A 16,696-nucleotide genomic window follows, 5' to 3' on the forward strand; every position below is an offset into this window, starting at 1 on the left:
AAATTAAATATAAAAAGGATAAATAATATTTTTGAAGAATTATTAAATTATATAGAGGTGAACTCTGTGGATAAGAGAAAAAAAAGAAAATATAAGAAGAGAAAAATTAAGTATAATTACCTCATAATACTTGGTGTGATTGCTTATATATTCGTTAAGCTTTCAAATAATATGATTAGTCATACAATACAAGTTGAAACGGTAGAGTATGGGGATTTAGTAGAATCTATAAATAAACAAGGGGTTATAATAAAGGATGAACAAGTAATACTATCGCAAGGTGAGGGAAATATAGATTACTTAGTTCAAGAAGGTAAAAGAATTCCGAAGAATAAAAAGATAGCTGAAATACAAAACGGTGAAATAAATCTTCAAAAAAAAGAAAAACTTGATACTATAAACAGAAGAATAGAAAGCATAAAATCTAATCGAAATGAAGAAATACTCAAAAGTGACATACAAAAAATAGATATGACAACAAAAAGATTAAGAGAAGAAATAAAGACTAAACTTATGAATTCGGATATAGAAAATATAGAGAATTTAAAGGGTGAATTGTTAGATTCTATAGATAAAAAGAGCTTGATATGGGGAGAAAAAAGTATTGTTGGTAAAAATATAAAGACTCTGGAAGAAGAAAAATTTAAGATAGAAAATGAATTGAATTCTTCTGTTAAAAGTGTTTTTGCGCAAGAATCAGGTGTTATATCATTTAATCAAGATGAATATGAAAATATTCTTAAAGTATCTAGTATAGAAGATTTAAATTCACAATACCTTTCGACAGTTAAAAATAAAGACAATAGAATAAAGAAAAATGATAAAGTAGAGGTAGGAGAACCAATAGGTAAGATAATAAATAATCATATATGGTATATAGCTGTAGTTATTGATGAAAAAGAAAATAGTCATCTAAAAATAGGTGAAGATGTAATAGTTAGAAAAGGTGAACAAGTATTTAATGCCAATGTCAGAAATTTATACAAAGATGAAAATAATAAAAATATATCAGTGCTTGAAGTTAATGAAGAAAAAGTAGATTTTTATGATGAGAGAATTTGTGATTTTAATATTATATATAGACAGGTAAGTGGCATAAAAATACCTAAAAATGCTGTTTTTAAAATAAAAGAAAAAAGAGGAGTATATATATTATCAGAAACAGGAAGTGCTGTTTTTAAAGAACTTAAGAGTATCTTAGGAGAAAATAATGAGTATATAGTACTTGATTACTTAGATATTAAGAAAAATAGAATAGACACTATTGATTTATATGATGAACTTATTATAAATCCTAAAAATATAAAAGAAGGCCAAAAGATAAGGTAGGTGTAAAAAGTGGATTACATAAAACAAAATTTAGATGAAGTTTTAAGTGAAATAAATAATTCTGCTAATAAAGCAAATGTAAATCCAAACGATATTATATTAATAGGTGTTACAAAAACTGTAGATATACCTATTATAGAAGAAGCTATACGTTTAGGCGTAACTCATGTTGGAGAGAATAAACCTCAAGAACTTGTAAGAAAATATGATTCCATAGGAAATAAAGTGAAATGGCATCTTATAGGATCTTTACAGACTAACAAAGTAAAGTATGTTATAGATAAAGCGGATATGATTCATTCTTTGGATAGAATATCTTTATGTGAAGAAATAAACAAAAGGGCTAAGAGTATAAACAAGATTATGGACTGCTTAGTACAGGTAAATATAGCAAGAGAAGATACTAAGCATGGACTTTTTAAAGAAGATGTTATAGATTTTATAAAAACTGTATCTAGTAAATATAAAAATATAAAAATAAATGGAATTATGACTATGGCACCATATGTTGATAAACCAGAAGATGTTAGAATATATTTTAAGGATATAAAAAATATATCAAAAGAAATAGAAAGACTAAATTTAGAAAATGTAGATATGAAGTATTTGTCTATGGGTATGAGTAATGACTACAAAGTAGCAATAGAAGAGGGATCAAATATGGTAAGAGTAGGAACGTCTATATTTGGTAGAAGAAATTACATGAAATAGGAGGGACAGAGATGTCTGATAAATTTGTAGATAAAGTAAAGAAATTTATGGGTTTTGAAGAAGAATATGAAGAAGAATATGAGGAAGAATATGAAGAAGAGATTCTTAATTTGAATCAAAAGCCAGCTGTAAAAAACAATAATAAAATATTAAATATACATGCAACTACACAAATGAAAGTTATGATACATGAACCTCAAGATTATGATGAAGCTGCATCTATTGTAGATAACTTGAAAAACAGAAAGGCTGTAGTTGTTAATTTAGAAAATATAGAAGATTTAGAACTTATAAAGAATATATTCCATTTTATAAGTGGCGCAGTATATGCATTAGATGGAAGTATTCAAAAGGTATCTAAAGGAATATTTATACTAGCCCCTAGCAATATAGACATAGACGGAAATATCAAAAAGGAGCTTGAAAATAAAGGATTATTTCCATGGCAAAAAAATGTATAAAAGGAGAAATCATTTATGTTTATTATAATTAAGGCAGTATCGTATTTCGTTAGATTCTTAGAACTTATGATTTTGATAAGATGTGTGATTTCTTTCGTACCAAGTCTGCAATATTCTAAGATTACAGATTTTGTATATAGTGTAACAGAACCTATATTGCATCCAATAAGAGAGATGCTGTATAAGTATGCAAATACAGGTCCTTTTGATTTATCGCCTATAATAGCCTACTTTCTAATTGGATTTGTATATCAAGCTATCATTAAATTATTATTTATGGTATTTTAGATGATTGATAAAGAAAGAATAACTTCACATATAAATGATTTAGAACTTAAAAAAACATTATACAAAGTAATCGACAAGGCTTTAGCTGTTTCAAAAAATCATGACTATAGATATACTGATTTTTTAAATCCATACGAATTAAAAAATTCTATAGCAGTGTTAAATTCTATACATGATGTAAAATACAGTGTATATGGAGGATATGATGAATCTGAAAGAAAGGTAATATACATATATCCATACTATGTATCTGAAAAAGATTTGGATTGTCCTATAAGTGCTTTGATGATTGAGGGGAATTTCAAGTTCAAAGAGGTATCTCATAAGGATTATTTAGGTGCTATACTAGGACTTGGTATAAAAAGAGAAAAAATAGGAGATATATTAATACATAAAAGTTTTTGTCAAGTTGTAGTTCAAAATGAGATAAAAGATTATATAATTTTCAACATGACAAAGGTTTCTAGGAATAATATAGAGGTTAAAGAAATATCAATTTCTGAAATTGAAAAAATAGATATAAATTATAAAGAAATAGGATTTACTGTTTCTTCTAATAGAATTGATAGTATTATATCTTCGGTATATAATATATCTAGACAAGAGGCAAATAAAATTATTTCATCAAACAGAGTTTGTGTAGATTATGAGCCTATAAATAATATCTCAAAGAAGATAGAAGAGAATGTATTAGTATCTGTAAGAGGAAAAGGTAGATGTATAATATCGGATATAGGAGATGTTAATAAAAAAGGAAGATTAAGAATAAAAGCAAAAATAATATTATAGGAGGTTTTAAAGTAATGATAACTCCATTAGACATAGAAAATAAAGAATTTAAAAGAGCACTAAGAGGATTTAAAGAAGAAGAGGTAGATGAATTTTTAGATGAAGTTAAAGAAGACTTTGAAAAGCTTTACAAAGAAAATATAGAATTAAAAGATAAATTAAGCATGATGACAGAACAAATAAATAAATATAAAAATATAGAGGAAACTTTAAAAAACACTCTTATAGTAGCTCAAAATACAGCTGAGGAAGTAAATACCAATGCAGCCAAAAAGGCACAATTAATAATAGAGGAAGCAGAATTTAAGGCTAGAAAATTAATAGAAGAAGCTAATAATCAAGTTATAGATATAAGAAAAGATTATGAAGAAACCAGAAAATCATTTAAGTTATTTAAAGGTAAATTTAAGGGACTTTTACAAAATGAAATAAAAATAATAGATGAAACTTTTGATGATATAGAGTAATAATACGCAAAATACATAATTTTCTATAAATTTTAAAAAAGATATTGACCAATTTTAAAAAATATTATAAAATGCTATTAAATCTTAATTAAAACTCAATAATAAAAGACTGAGAAGGGGACAAGTACATTTCAAATAATTTTAAAGAGAGCTGATGTTTGGTGAAAATCAGTAAATTATTAAGATGGAATATCACCCTGGAGTTGCAAGCTGAAATAAAAGTAAGCTGAGCCGTTAGAATCGTTAATCTTAAATGAGATGTTACATATGACTTCAAGTTATTTGTAATAATTAGGGTGGTAACGCGTGCATATACCTCGTCCCTTTATAGGGATGAGGTTTTTTGTGTTTTTAATTAAAATAATGACAATACTATATATAAAAAGAAAGGATGAAATATATGAAAAAGTTTGAATCTCTAATCAATTCAGTTGTAGACAGTGAAAAACAAACATCTGATTTTTGGAATGAAGTAAATATATTGGAAAAAACGATAGAGCATGGAAATGATAACCCTTCATTTGTATTCTTTGAAGGACCACCAACAGCGAATGGAAAGCCAGGAATACACCACGTTATGGCTAGAACTTTAAAAGATTCTGTTTGTAGATATAAAACTATGAGTGGATATCAAGTAAAGAGAAAAGCAGGTTGGGATACTCATGGACTACCTGTTGAAATAGAGGTAGAAAAACAATTAGGACTAAAAGACAAATTAGAAATAGAAAACTATGGAATAGATAAATTCAATGAAAAATGTAGGGAATCTGTTTTCTCATACGAAAAATTATGGAGACAAATGACAGAGCGCATGGCTTATGAGACTGATCTTGATAATCCATATATCACTCTTGATAATAACTACATAGAGAGTGTTTGGTGGATACTTGATAAATTCAATAAAGAAGGATATATATATGAAGGACATAAAATACTTCCTTATTGTTCAAGATGTGGAACTGGACTTGCATCTCATGAGGTTGCACAAGGATACAAAGAGATAAAGACTAATACTGTAATAGTTAAATTCAAGAGAAAAGATGTAGATGAATACTTCTTGGCTTGGACTACTACTCCTTGGACTTTACCATCAAATGTTGCGCTTGCAGTAAATCCAGATGAAACTTATATAAAAATTAAAGTTAATGATGAAGTTTATTATATAGAAAAAACTTTAGCTCCTAAGGTAATAGAAGGAGAATATGAAGTAATAGAAGAACTTAAAGGTAAAGATTTAGAGCATATGGAATATGAGCAATTAATGCCATTTGCAACAGCTGATAAAAAAGCATTCTTCATAGTATGTGGAGATTATGTGACTACAGAAGATGGTACTGGTATAGTACATACGGCTCCAGCGTTTGGAGAAGATGACTATAATGTAGGTAGAAAATATGAGCTTCCAGTACTTCAACCAGTTGATGAAAGTGGTAAATTCACTACTACTCCATGGGAAGGCAGATTCGTAATGGAGGACGGAATAGATGTAGATATAATCAAATGGCTACACGCTGAGGGTAAACTTTATAAAAAAGAAAAAATGGATCACAACTATCCTCACTGTTGGAGATGTTCTACTCCGCTATTATACTATGCTAAGCCAAGTTGGTATATTGAAATGACTAAGCTTAAAGATAAACTTATAGAAAACAATAATACAGTTGAGTGGTACCCTTCATTTGTTGGAGAAAAGCGTTTTGGAAACTGGCTTGAGAACTTAAATGACTGGGCAGTATCTAGAAGTAGATATTGGGGAACACCGCTTAATATTTGGACTTGTGAATGTGGACATAAAGATTCTGTAGGTTCAAGAAAAGAACTAGTTGAAAAAGCTATAGAAAATATAGATGAGACAATAGAGTTACACAGACCATATATAGATGATGTTCATATTAAGTGTAGTGAATGTGGAAAAACTATGACAAGAGTTAAGGATGTAATAGATTGTTGGTTTGATAGTGGAGCTATGCCTTATGCTCAACATCACTACCCATTTGAAAATAAAGACAACTTTGATCAATTATTTCCAGCTGATTTCATATCTGAAGGAATAGATCAAACAAGAGGATGGTTCTATTCACTTCTTGCTATTTCAACATTTATAATGGGGAAAGCACCTTATAAGAGAGTACTAGTTACAGATCTTATACTAGATAAAGATGGAAAGAAAATGTCAAAATCAAAAGGAAATACTATAAATCCATTTGAATTATTTGATCAATATGGAGCGGATGTATTAAGATGGTACTTACTTTATGTATCACCTCCTTGGAACCCAACTAAGTTTGACGTTGATGGACTTAAAGAAATTCAAAGTAAGTTCTTTGGTACTATCAAAAATGTTTATAACTTCTTTGCTCTTTATGCTAACACAGATGGAATAGATCCTAAGGACTTCTTCGTTGAGTACAAAGATAGACCAGAGCTAGATAGATGGATATTATCTAAGTACAACAATTTAAAACTAGAGGTAGAGCAAAACTTAGATGCATATGATTTAACAAAGACTGTAAGAAGTATCCAAGAATTTGTTAATGAAAATCTTTCAAACTGGTATATAAGACGTTCTCGTAGACGTTTCTGGGCTAGTGAATTAACTGAAGATAAAAAAGCTGTATACAATACAACTTATGAAATATTAGTTGGAATATCTCAAATGGTTGCACCGTTTGCACCTTATTTATCAGAAGAGATATACAAAAAGCTTACAGGAGAATTCTCAGTACACTTAAGTGATTATCCAAGGGTTGATAAAAACTTAATAGATTCAAAAGTAGAAGAAAAAATGGACTTAGTTAAAAACTTAGTTACTCTGGGTAGAGCATCAAGAGAAAATGTTAGAATAAAAGTTCGTCAACCTATACAAAAGGTTTTAATAGATGGTAAATATGAAGAAATAATAGATGATTTAGTAGAACTAATCAAAGAAGAGCTTAATGTTAAAGATGTTGTATTTGCTAAAGACTTAGGCGAATATATGAACTTTAGCTTAAAGCCGAACTTTAAAGTACTAGGCCCAGTTCTTGGACCAAAGATTAAGTTATTCGGAAAAGCTTTAGCTTCACTTGATGCATCAGATGTAGTTGGAAAACTTGAAGCTGGCCAAACTTTAACAGTTGATCTTGATGGAGAAGATTTTGAAGTTTCTAAAGATTATGTATTAATAAATATTTCTTCAAAAGAAGGATTTAATGTATCTGTTGAAAATAATCTGTTTGTTATACTTGATACAACTTTAACTGATGAACTTATAAATGAAGGATATGCAAGAGAATTCATATCTAAGGTTCAACAAATGAGAAAGAATAACGATTATGAAATGATGGATAATATAAAAATATTCTTTGATGGAGATGAAACTATATCTAATGCAGTTGAGATATATAAAGATTATATAATGAGTGAAACTTTAGGTCTTTCTATAGAAAAGGTTTCTGATGAAAATTTAGAAAAGCATAATCTAAATGATCATGAGACTGGAATTAAATTAGAAAAAGTTAAATAATAAAAAGTGCTCCTTTAAGGAGCGCTTTTTATCTGTAGTAAAACTATAATATTTTAACTCACTGATGACATTGATAAATGGATAAAACTATCAACTATTTTAAGAAACAGAGTCGTGAGACTTGTTGGCGCTATGAATGTATGTGAATTTCGAGCAATGTAGTTCTTAAGACTCGTTGGCGACATGAGTCAGTGCGTAGCAACTAGACAAATTTTAAAGGAGGAATAAATATGAACATAATAGGTATAATTGGAGCAATGGATGAAGAAGTAGATATATTAAGAGATTTAATGGATATCAAAGAAATTGTGGAAAAAGCTTCTCTAAAGTTTTATGTAGGTAAAATCGAAGGAAAAGATGTTGTTTTAGTAAGATGTGGTATAGGTAAGGTAAACGCTGCACTTTGTGCTCAAATACTTATAAGCGAATTTAAGGTCGATGCTGTTATAAATACTGGTGTTGCAGGAGCTTTACACGATGACTTAGATGTATTTGATATAGTAATATCAACGGATACAATACAGCATGATTTTGACACTACTGTATTTGGTTATGAAGTAGGCGTTATTCCGAGAATGGAAGAGTCGACTTTTAAAGCAGATGATAGACTGATTGAAGTAGCTTATAATTCTAGTATTAACTCTGATAAAAAATACAAGGTAGTTAAAGGTAGAGTTTTAACAGGAGATGTGTTTGTTTCAAGTAAGGAATTAAAAGATAGACTTGTAAATAATATGAAAGGATACTGCGCTGAAATGGAAGGAGCTGCTATTGGACATGCTTGTTATGTAAACAATACACCGTTTATAATAATAAGAGCTATGTCTGATAAGGCTGATGGAAGTGCAGATGTAGTTTATGAAGAATTTGTAAATGAAGCCGCTCATAATTCAAAAGATATAGTTCTTGGTATTCTTAAGAATTTACAATAATATTAAAAAAAGAATAAAGTATAATATGAAAATACCTCATACTCGATGATTTTAAGGAGTAATGAGGTATTTTTTTTGTAAAGAAAAAATATATAAGTAAAGATACAGTAGTTTATTCGAAAAATTCGGAAGAGGCAATAAAAAATGTAGGTATTAATAATATAGCAAAATATGAAAAAATGTTATATAAACATATAAAAAAGGGACTACAAAGTATTCCTAGAGTAATAATGTATGGACAGGATTCAGATAGAATAAATATTCCATATGTATCTTTTAATATAAAAGGAATGTATCATACAGATGTTGCTAACTATCTTGCGTATCAACATGGAATAGAAGTTGGAGCGGGTACAGCTGGAGCAGATATATATGTACAGTCTTTAATGGGAGTGAGTCCGCAACAAGCTTATGAATTGTATGTCAGAGGGAATCCTGCGGGGATTGTGAGAATTAGTTTAGGAATGTATAATAGTATTAATTAAATCAATCGATTTATTGATGCTCTTAGCAAATTATAGAAAGGAAGATTATAATGTTTATAGTTTCACTTACATATATCAAAGCACTTGATATAGTAGAGATTTATCTTCAGGAACATGTTGATTATTTAAAAGAACAATATTCAAAAGGATTTTTCATAGCATCAGGAAGAAAAGTTCCAAGAACTGGAGGCGTAATTTTATCTAATATTAAAGAGAAGGAAGAACTTATGAATATACTTAAAAAGGATCCATTTTATAAAAATCAGGTAGCAAAGTATGATATTATTGAGTTTGTTCCAAGTATGACAAGTAAAGAGTTAGAGTTTTTAAAAGTATAATTGAATGCTCTCTAAATTTAGGGGGCTTTTCTTATATACTTTTATGATATAAATATATACAAGAATATATTAAGGGGTGAAAGAATGATTAACTTAGTTATTATTGGTCCGAAAGGGAAAATGGGTAAGCTTATAACAAAATTTGCATCCGAAAATGAAAAAATAAATATAGTTGGAGGAATAGCGCCAAAAGGAAGAGATTACATAGGAGAAGATATTGGATTGGCTTGTAATATAGGTAAAAATGTAGGAGCGATAATCTATGATGATTTGAATGATATTATACAAAAGTGTGATGTGATAGTAGATTACACATCTCCTGAAATTTCTATGGAGGTATTAAAAACTGCTGTAAAGTATAATAAATCAGTAGTGTGTGGAACAACTGGATTTAGTAAAGAGGAGTTTGATATTATAAAAGATTATTCAAATCATATACCCATTCTTTATGCAGCGAATACGTCTAGATTAGTGAATTTAATGTATAAAATACTTGATATGGTAACTAAATCAATAGGAGACGAAGCTGATATAGAGATAATAGAGATGCACGATAGATTTAAAAAAGATGCTCCAAGTGGAACTTCTAAAGAGATGGGCTCGGTTATAGCAAAAGCACTTAAAAAGGATTTCTCGGATTTAGCTGAATATGGAAGAAGGGGAATAGGAGAAAGAAGAGAAGATAGTGTAGGGTATCATTCTATAAGAAGTGGGGATATATCTAGTAGCCATACGGTTATGTTTGGACTTATGGGAGAACGTTTTGAAATAACTCATCATGCATATAATTGGGACTGTTTTGCTAAAGGAGCCTGCAAATGTATAACATATCTTTATCAAAAAGAAGCAGGGTTATATAGTGTAGAAGATATATTATAAACCTAACATATTGATTAAACAACTATACTTACAACTATTTCTGAGCAACTAGACGAATTTTTATGTTTGTGTCATTATATTTATTTTCAATACATATATTTTATAGTATGACATCAAAATAATAAAAATGTAGAGGAGGGGAAATTGTGGAAGATACATTTTTAATAAACAGAATATACAACTCATTAAATGAAATATGTAGTGAAAATAATATAAAAAAAGTCAAGAATATAACATTTGTAGTTGGAGATGGTAGTGATTTAAACAAAGAAAATATTTGCGATTATTTTGAGCAAAATAGAAGTGAACTAATAGGTAGATGGACTAATATAAATATGAAAATAGAGAACTTTGATAATAACATAGCTATTATACATAGTTTAGAAGGTGAAGATAAATAATAATTGAAATTGTATAAAAAAAGATATATAATTAATTATATAATTTGATATTTATAAATCTATGATTAAGATTAGTAGGTATTAACTGAGTTTTAGCGAGTTAGGGATGGTGAAAGCCTAATACAGATGTTTGTATTGAATGGACTTATGAGTTTGAACCTGAAATAACAGTAGGGTTTAACGCAAATCCTGCGTTAGAGGATAATAAGTGGACAAATGTCAATAAGAGTGGTACCGCGGGAATTTACTCGTCTCTAAATAATTTAGAGGCGAGTTTTTTGTATAAAATTATAATCTGAACTTTTGGATAAATTAGGAGGTATATTATGAGCGATAAGAAAATAATATTTAGTGGAGCTCAACCATCTGGTAAGCTTACGCTAGGAAATTATATAGGAGCATTTAAAAATTGGGTAGAACTTCAAGAGGAATATGATTGCTATTATTGTGTAGTAAATTCTCATGCTATAACAGTTCCCCAAGAAGCAAAGGATTTAAGAAAAAATACTATTGAAGCACTTGCCCAATATATAGCTAGTGGACTTAATCCTGAAAAAAATACTATATTTATACAATCACATGTAAGTGCACATGCAGAACTTGCATGGATTTTAAATACAATGACTTATATGGGTGAATTAAATAGGATGACTCAATTCAAAGAAAAATCTCAAAAAAGTGAGGCTAACTTAAATGCAGCTTTATTTACTTATCCTGTGCTAATGGCTGCGGATATTTTACTTTACCAAACGGATTTAGTTCCAGTTGGAGAAGATCAAAAGCAACATTTAGAACTCGCTAGAAATTTAGCACAAAGATTTAATAGTAGATATAGTGATACTTTTAAAGTGCCTGAACCGTATATAGCAAAAACTGGAGCTAGAATTATGAGTCTTCAAGATCCTACAAAAAAAATGTCGAAATCAGATGATAACCCAAATGCTTCTATATTAATGGTAGAAGATCCTGATTCTATAGTAAGAAAGTTAAAAAGAGCTGTCACTGATTCTATTGGAATAGTTAGATATTCAGATGAACAACCTGGAATTAAAAATTTAATGAATATATATTCTAAATTATCAGGAAAATCAATACAAGAAATAGAGATTATGTACGAGGGCAAGGGATATGGGCAGTTTAAAGAAGATACTGCTGAAGTTATAGTAGAATCGTTAAGACCTGTAAGGGAAAAGTATAATGACTTATTAAATAATAAAGATTATTTAGAAAAAATATACGCTGAAGGAGCAAATAAAGCAGAACAAAATGCTATAAAGACTTTAAGAAAAGTGTATAAGAAAGTTGGGCTTGTTCCTAGAAAATTTATTTAATTAACAAATTATTTTATGATATAGAATAGATTGTGTCGTCAACGAGTTCTAACAGATATGTTTCTTAGAAATAGGCGATACTTTAGTTCTTTCATCAATATTATATGCATATTAAAAATTATATAGTTTTTTAGAATAAAATAGACTGTTGTTTTGCAACAGTCTATTTTATTAAATATATGAATTATACGAATTTTTTTTGAAAAATTTTGAAATAATACTTCATAGAATAAGGTTTAAATATAATTAAAAAACTGTTGAGTTTAGGATAAATAATCAAATAGGGGGAAAACTAATTGAAGGAAGATAGAATGGATAAAATAGAAAAAAAAATAGATGATTTAGCTCAAAGTCTAGATAAAAGTAGAATAAGAGAGTACGCAGAAATAGTAAATAGTCCTAAAAAACTTATTTACTTAAATTTTGTGGCAGGACTTGCTAAAGGGTTTGGAAGTGCTATAGGGTTCACAATACTTGCTGCTATAGTTGCGTATATACTGCATAGTTGGGTGAATCTTCCTTTAATAGGTCAATATATAGCTAAACTTTTAGACATTATTGAGAACTATAGATAGGAGGAAAAAATGAATAAAAGGGATATGGAGTATTATAAGCAAATTCTTTTAAAAGAAAAAGATAAGGTAGTTAATTTAATAGAGGAAATTGAGGATGATACTGTATCGGCGGATGATTTTAAAAATTCAAGTATTAAAGATAGTACTGGAGAACTTTCTGGATATGACAATCATCCTGCTGATATGGGAACGGAACTATTTATGAGAGAAATGGACTTAAAGTTTAAGACGGGTGAATCTATAAGACTTTACAATATAAATAAGGCACTTGAGAAAATCGATGTAGGTTTATATGGTAAATGTGAAGAGTGTAGTAAGGACATAGACTCAGAACGACTTGATATAATTCCTGAAACGCTTCTATGCTCTAATTGCTCAAAAGAGCATAAAAAAGAATTTGATGAGGTAGAAGAAGATACGTTTACTAAAAGTGAATATTTTTATAGTGAATTAGTAGAAGGTCTTGAATCTACTAATAGATATGAAGGATTAGACTTAGATTATGATGAGCTTTAGTTGATGCCATGGATGATATCCATGGCATTTTATGATATAATTCTACTGTTAAAAAGATTATCCGAAAGCTAAAAGTTCAGTTGGAATAAAAATTTTATCTGAATTAAGGTTCACTTTATAAGGGGGTATAAAATTGAATATAGCATTGTTTGTATTCTTAGTATTGTTAGATCAAGTTACAAAGTATTATGCACTTAATTTTTTATCGAAGATAGGAAGAATAACTATTATAGATAATATATTTAATCTTACATATGTTGAAAATAGAGGAGCAGCATTCGGAATGCTTCAAAATCAAAAGTGGTTCTTTGTTTTGGTAGCATTTGTGGTAGTTTCATTTATTGTATACTATCTAAGAACTAACAAAAATATTAGTAAATTATATAAAGTTTCATTAGTACTTATACTAGCAGGAGCTATAGGGAACTTGATAGATAGAATAAGACTGAATTTTGTAGTAGATTTTTTCGACTTTATAGTATGGCCTGTATTTAATGTGGCTGATATATGTGTTGTAATAGGAGGAATACTACTTTCGTATATTATATTATTTGACAAAGAGTAGGAGAGGACTATATGGAGCAAGTAAATTTTGATGTTAATGAAGAAAATGAAGGTATCAGACTAGACGTTTTTTTATCAAGTAAATTTGAGGATATGTCTAGGTCGTATATTCAAAAGATTATAAAAGACGGAAATGTATTAGTAAATGATAAAAAAGAAAAACCTAGATACATAACTAAAACAAATGATAAAATAAATTTAAATGTACCAGAGCCTAAGGAATTAGAAATCGAGGCTGAAAATATAGATATAGATATAGTTTATGAAGATGATAATGTATTGGTAGTAAACAAGCCACAGGGAATGGTTGTTCATCCTGCACCAGGAAATTACACTGGTACATTAGTAAATGCTATACTTTATCATTGTAAGGACAATCTATCTTCTATAAATGGAATTATAAGACCTGGAATAGTTCATAGAATAGACAAGGATACATCGGGACTTTTGATGATAGCAAAGAACAACAATGCGCATAATTGTTTATCAGAACAATTAAAAGATCACACTATAACTAGAAAATATCATATGATAAGTCATGGGGTATTAAAAGAAGATACTATGACTGTTGATGCACCTATTGCAAGACATCCTGTAGATAGACTTAAAATGGCGATAGTTGAAGGAGGCAAAAGAGCTGTAACTCACTTTAAAGTACTAAAAAGATTTGAAAAATATACTTATGTTGAAGCGCAACTTGAAACGGGTAGAACTCACCAAATAAGAGTTCATATGTTGAGTAAAAGACACCCGTTAGTAGGAGATCCTATATATGGACCAAAGAATTCAAAATTCAAATTAAATGGTCAAATGCTACATGCTAAAACATTGGGGTTTGTGCATCCTACGACAAAAGAGTACATGGAATTTAATTCGCATCTTCCAAATCACTTTGAAAAAATATTAAATATACTTGACTAAAATAAGTTAAGGTGATAAAATTTAAAAAAAGTGAATAACAAACCTTTAATTACAGTACAGAGAGACTGGCAAGGATTATACGTAGATTGACTACGATTTACATGCGTATTATAACTTCTTGCCTTTTGGTGAGAAGTTTTTTATATTGTGGAGGTGTAATTCTTGAAGGAAAAAGCTAAATTAATGGATGATAAGGCTATAGCAAGAGCTATAACTAGAATAAGTTATGAAATAATAGAAAAAAATAAAGGGATAGAAGAGGTTGTTTTAGTTGGAATAAAAACAAGAGGAGTACCTCTTGCAGACAGGATAGGAAAAAAGATCACATCTATAGAAGAAAAAGAAATCAATATAGGTAAGGTAGACATAACTTTATACAGAGATGATTTAAGCAAAGCAGATGTAGACCCTATACTTAATGGAACTGATATAGATTTTGATATAAATAACAAAAAAGTAGTTTTGATTGATGATGTATTATACACTGGTAGAACAGTGAGGGCTGCCATGGATGCAGTGATGGATATAGGTAGACCAAAATCCATACAACTAGCAGTACTTGTAGATAGGGGGCATAGAGAACTTCCTATAAGAGCTGACTATGTTGGAAAGAACGTACCTACATCTAATGAGGAAATTATAAGTGTTAAATTTGATGAAATTGATGGTCAAGATTATGTTTCTATAAATGAAAAATAAATAATACTTTGACCTTTTAAATCAGTACAGAGATGCTGATAAAGGGAGATTATATTCTCCCTCCTTAAAAAAATGAAGGAGGTATTTTTATGCAAGAGAAAATATTGAACACGCCTATTGAATCATCTACGGTTGAAAAAAATATAGGGGTTAATGAAAATCTTAAAAAAGCTATACTGGCTATACAGCATTTATTTGCAATGTTTGGAGCGACAGTTTTAGTACCTATCTTAACGGGGTTTGATCCATCGGTAGCTCTAATATCAGCAGGACTTGGAACTTTAATATTTCACTTAGTTACAAAAGGAATGGTTCCTGTATTTTTAGGATCAAGCTTTGCATTCATACCTGTAATAATCACAGTTAAAGAAATATACAATGGGGATTTAGCTTATGCACAAGGCGGAATAATAGTAGCTGGAATGATGTATCTAATTATGTCTTTAATAGTTAAAACAGTTGGAATCGAAAAAGTAAAAAAATATTTTCCAGCACAAGTAACAGGACCTATGATTGTTGTAATAGGACTTAATCTAATACCAGTTGCATTTGGTATGGCATCAGGAAACTTTATAGTAGCAATAGTAACTTTATCTACTGCACTTTTAATAACATTATTCGCAAAAGGATTTATAAAGCAATTATCTATACTAATAGCTGTAGCAACAGGATATATACTATCACTTAGTTTAGGACTAATAGATACAAATGTTATAAGAGAAGCTTCTTGGGTTATGGTTCCAAACTTCACACTACCTAAGTTTGATATAGGAGCAATAGCAATAATAGCACCAGTAGTACTAGCGGTTTTTATGGAGCATATAGGAGATGTAACAACTAATGGAGCAGTTGTAGGAAAGGATTTTATAAAGAATCCAGGACTTAACAGAACTTTAATAGGAGATGGACTTGCAACAATAGTTGGAGGATTCATAGGAGGACCTGCTAATACAACGTACGGAGAAAATACAGGAGTGCTTGCAATAACTAAAAACTACGATCCATCTATACTTAGAATAACAGCTGTGTTTGCAATAACACTTGGATGTATAAGTAAAGTTGGAATGTTTCTGCAGACTATACCAACACCAGTAATGGGTGGAATAAGCTTAATGCTGTTCTCTATGATATCTATAATAGGAGTTAAGACGGTAAAAAATAGTAAAATAGAATTTAAATCATCTAATTTAATAATAATGGGATCTATACTAATTATAGGATTGGGAACTAACTACCTTCAAGGCAAGGGAATATCAATAGGAATACCAGTAACTGAAACGGTTAAAATAACAGGGCTTAGCCTTGCAGCTATAGTTGGAATAGTTTTAAATAGAGTACTTAATAGAGATTCTATATAAATAGATTAATAAATCTAAAAGGGCTACTTATATCATAAAAATGATATAAGTAGCCCTTTTATTATTGGGTTGTCAAAACTATATTGTAAAACTAGATCTTGCCTTGATAGAAAATAAAAAATATTTATTTTTATATCATTATCATTT

General features: G+C 29.3%; 19 protein-coding genes and 2 other annotated features. All 19 genes read left to right on the plus strand.

Annotation, left to right across the window (positions count from 1 at the left end; translation table 11 throughout):
• The first annotated feature begins 66 nt into the window (after positions 1-66).
• The 19 genes from Tmeso_RS02680 (at position 67) to Tmeso_RS02770 (ending at position 16,549) form a co-directional block, all read left to right on the plus strand.
• The gene (locus tag Tmeso_RS02680) at positions 67-1,329 is read left to right on the plus strand and encodes an HlyD family efflux transporter periplasmic adaptor subunit (RefSeq protein WP_187296196.1); all 1,263 of its coding nucleotides are present in this window, start codon (positions 67-69) and stop codon (positions 1,327-1,329) included.
• 9 nt (positions 1,330-1,338) lie between these two features.
• Positions 1,339-2,040 carry a YggS family pyridoxal phosphate-dependent enzyme gene (locus tag Tmeso_RS02685; protein ID WP_099187984.1) on the plus strand — a complete coding sequence of 234 codons (702 nt, stop codon included), beginning with the start codon at positions 1,339-1,341 and terminating at the stop codon, positions 2,038-2,040.
• 11 nt (positions 2,041-2,051) lie between these two features.
• Positions 2,052-2,501 carry a cell division protein SepF gene (locus Tmeso_RS02690; protein WP_099187986.1) on the plus strand — a complete coding sequence of 150 codons (450 nt, stop codon included), beginning with the start codon at positions 2,052-2,054 and terminating at the stop codon, positions 2,499-2,501.
• 15 nt (positions 2,502-2,516) lie between these two features.
• Positions 2,517-2,789, plus strand: a complete 273-nt coding sequence (locus Tmeso_RS02695; protein WP_099187988.1) for a YggT family protein — start codon at positions 2,517-2,519, stop codon at positions 2,787-2,789.
• A complete protein-coding gene (locus Tmeso_RS02700) occupies positions 2,790-3,578 on the plus strand; it encodes a YlmH family RNA-binding protein (RefSeq protein ID WP_242967839.1) in 789 nt (262 codons plus the stop codon).
• Positions 3,579-3,592: 14 nt separating this feature from the next.
• Complete coding sequence (locus tag Tmeso_RS02705) at positions 3,593-4,045, plus strand: DivIVA domain-containing protein (RefSeq protein WP_099187990.1); 453 nt, start codon at positions 3,593-3,595, stop codon at positions 4,043-4,045.
• Between the two features lie 102 nt (positions 4,046-4,147).
• Positions 4,148-4,373, plus strand: a binding site (T-box leader).
• A gap of 72 nt (positions 4,374-4,445) precedes the next feature.
• Positions 4,446-7,550, plus strand: a complete 3,105-nt coding sequence (gene ileS / locus Tmeso_RS02710) for an isoleucine--tRNA ligase (protein WP_099187992.1) — start codon at positions 4,446-4,448, stop codon at positions 7,548-7,550.
• 230 nt (positions 7,551-7,780) lie between these two features.
• Entirely contained in the window at positions 7,781-8,482 is a 702-nt protein-coding gene (locus Tmeso_RS02715) for a 5'-methylthioadenosine/adenosylhomocysteine nucleosidase (RefSeq protein WP_099187994.1), read from the plus strand.
• A 137-nt stretch (positions 8,483-8,619) separates the two neighbouring features.
• Positions 8,620-8,967, plus strand: a complete 348-nt coding sequence (locus tag Tmeso_RS02720) for an aminotransferase class V-fold PLP-dependent enzyme (RefSeq protein WP_278281316.1) — start codon at positions 8,620-8,622, stop codon at positions 8,965-8,967.
• A gap of 50 nt (positions 8,968-9,017) precedes the next feature.
• The gene (locus tag Tmeso_RS02725) at positions 9,018-9,305 is read left to right on the plus strand and encodes a YciI family protein (protein WP_099187998.1); all 288 of its coding nucleotides are present in this window, start codon (positions 9,018-9,020) and stop codon (positions 9,303-9,305) included.
• Between the two features lie 84 nt (positions 9,306-9,389).
• Complete coding sequence (dapB, locus tag Tmeso_RS02730) at positions 9,390-10,184, plus strand: 4-hydroxy-tetrahydrodipicolinate reductase (RefSeq protein WP_330400282.1); 795 nt, start codon at positions 9,390-9,392, stop codon at positions 10,182-10,184.
• Between the two features lie 146 nt (positions 10,185-10,330).
• A complete protein-coding gene (locus tag Tmeso_RS02735; RefSeq protein ID WP_099188000.1) occupies positions 10,331-10,585 on the plus strand; it encodes a hypothetical protein in 255 nt (84 codons plus the stop codon).
• 52 nt (positions 10,586-10,637) lie between these two features.
• Positions 10,638-10,844: a binding site (T-box leader), on the plus strand.
• A 67-nt stretch (positions 10,845-10,911) separates the two neighbouring features.
• The gene (gene trpS, locus Tmeso_RS02740; RefSeq protein ID WP_099188002.1) at positions 10,912-11,916 is read left to right on the plus strand and encodes a tryptophan--tRNA ligase; all 1,005 of its coding nucleotides are present in this window, start codon (positions 10,912-10,914) and stop codon (positions 11,914-11,916) included.
• A 296-nt stretch (positions 11,917-12,212) separates the two neighbouring features.
• Positions 12,213-12,491 (plus strand): DUF5665 domain-containing protein, encoded by a 279-nt coding sequence (locus Tmeso_RS02745; RefSeq protein ID WP_099188004.1) that lies wholly within the window; start codon positions 12,213-12,215, stop codon positions 12,489-12,491.
• A gap of 9 nt (positions 12,492-12,500) precedes the next feature.
• The gene (locus Tmeso_RS02750; RefSeq protein ID WP_099188006.1) at positions 12,501-13,007 is read left to right on the plus strand and encodes a TraR/DksA C4-type zinc finger protein; all 507 of its coding nucleotides are present in this window, start codon (positions 12,501-12,503) and stop codon (positions 13,005-13,007) included.
• Positions 13,008-13,140: 133 nt separating this feature from the next.
• Positions 13,141-13,572 (plus strand): signal peptidase II, encoded by a 432-nt coding sequence (lspA, locus tag Tmeso_RS02755; RefSeq protein ID WP_099188008.1) that lies wholly within the window; start codon positions 13,141-13,143, stop codon positions 13,570-13,572.
• A gap of 11 nt (positions 13,573-13,583) precedes the next feature.
• Positions 13,584-14,492, plus strand: a complete 909-nt coding sequence (locus tag Tmeso_RS02760) for an RluA family pseudouridine synthase (RefSeq protein ID WP_099188010.1) — start codon at positions 13,584-13,586, stop codon at positions 14,490-14,492.
• A gap of 162 nt (positions 14,493-14,654) precedes the next feature.
• Complete coding sequence (pyrR, locus tag Tmeso_RS02765; RefSeq protein ID WP_099188012.1) at positions 14,655-15,191, plus strand: bifunctional pyr operon transcriptional regulator/uracil phosphoribosyltransferase PyrR; 537 nt, start codon at positions 14,655-14,657, stop codon at positions 15,189-15,191.
• Positions 15,192-15,280: 89 nt separating this feature from the next.
• Complete coding sequence (locus tag Tmeso_RS02770; RefSeq protein WP_099188014.1) at positions 15,281-16,549, plus strand: uracil-xanthine permease family protein; 1,269 nt, start codon at positions 15,281-15,283, stop codon at positions 16,547-16,549.
• The last annotated feature ends 147 nt before the right edge of the window (positions 16,550-16,696 follow it).

This window comes from Tepidibacter mesophilus, from assembly GCF_002724055.1.
GTDB classification, from domain to species: Bacteria; Bacillota; Clostridia; order Peptostreptococcales; family Peptostreptococcaceae; genus Tepidibacter_A; species Tepidibacter_A mesophilus.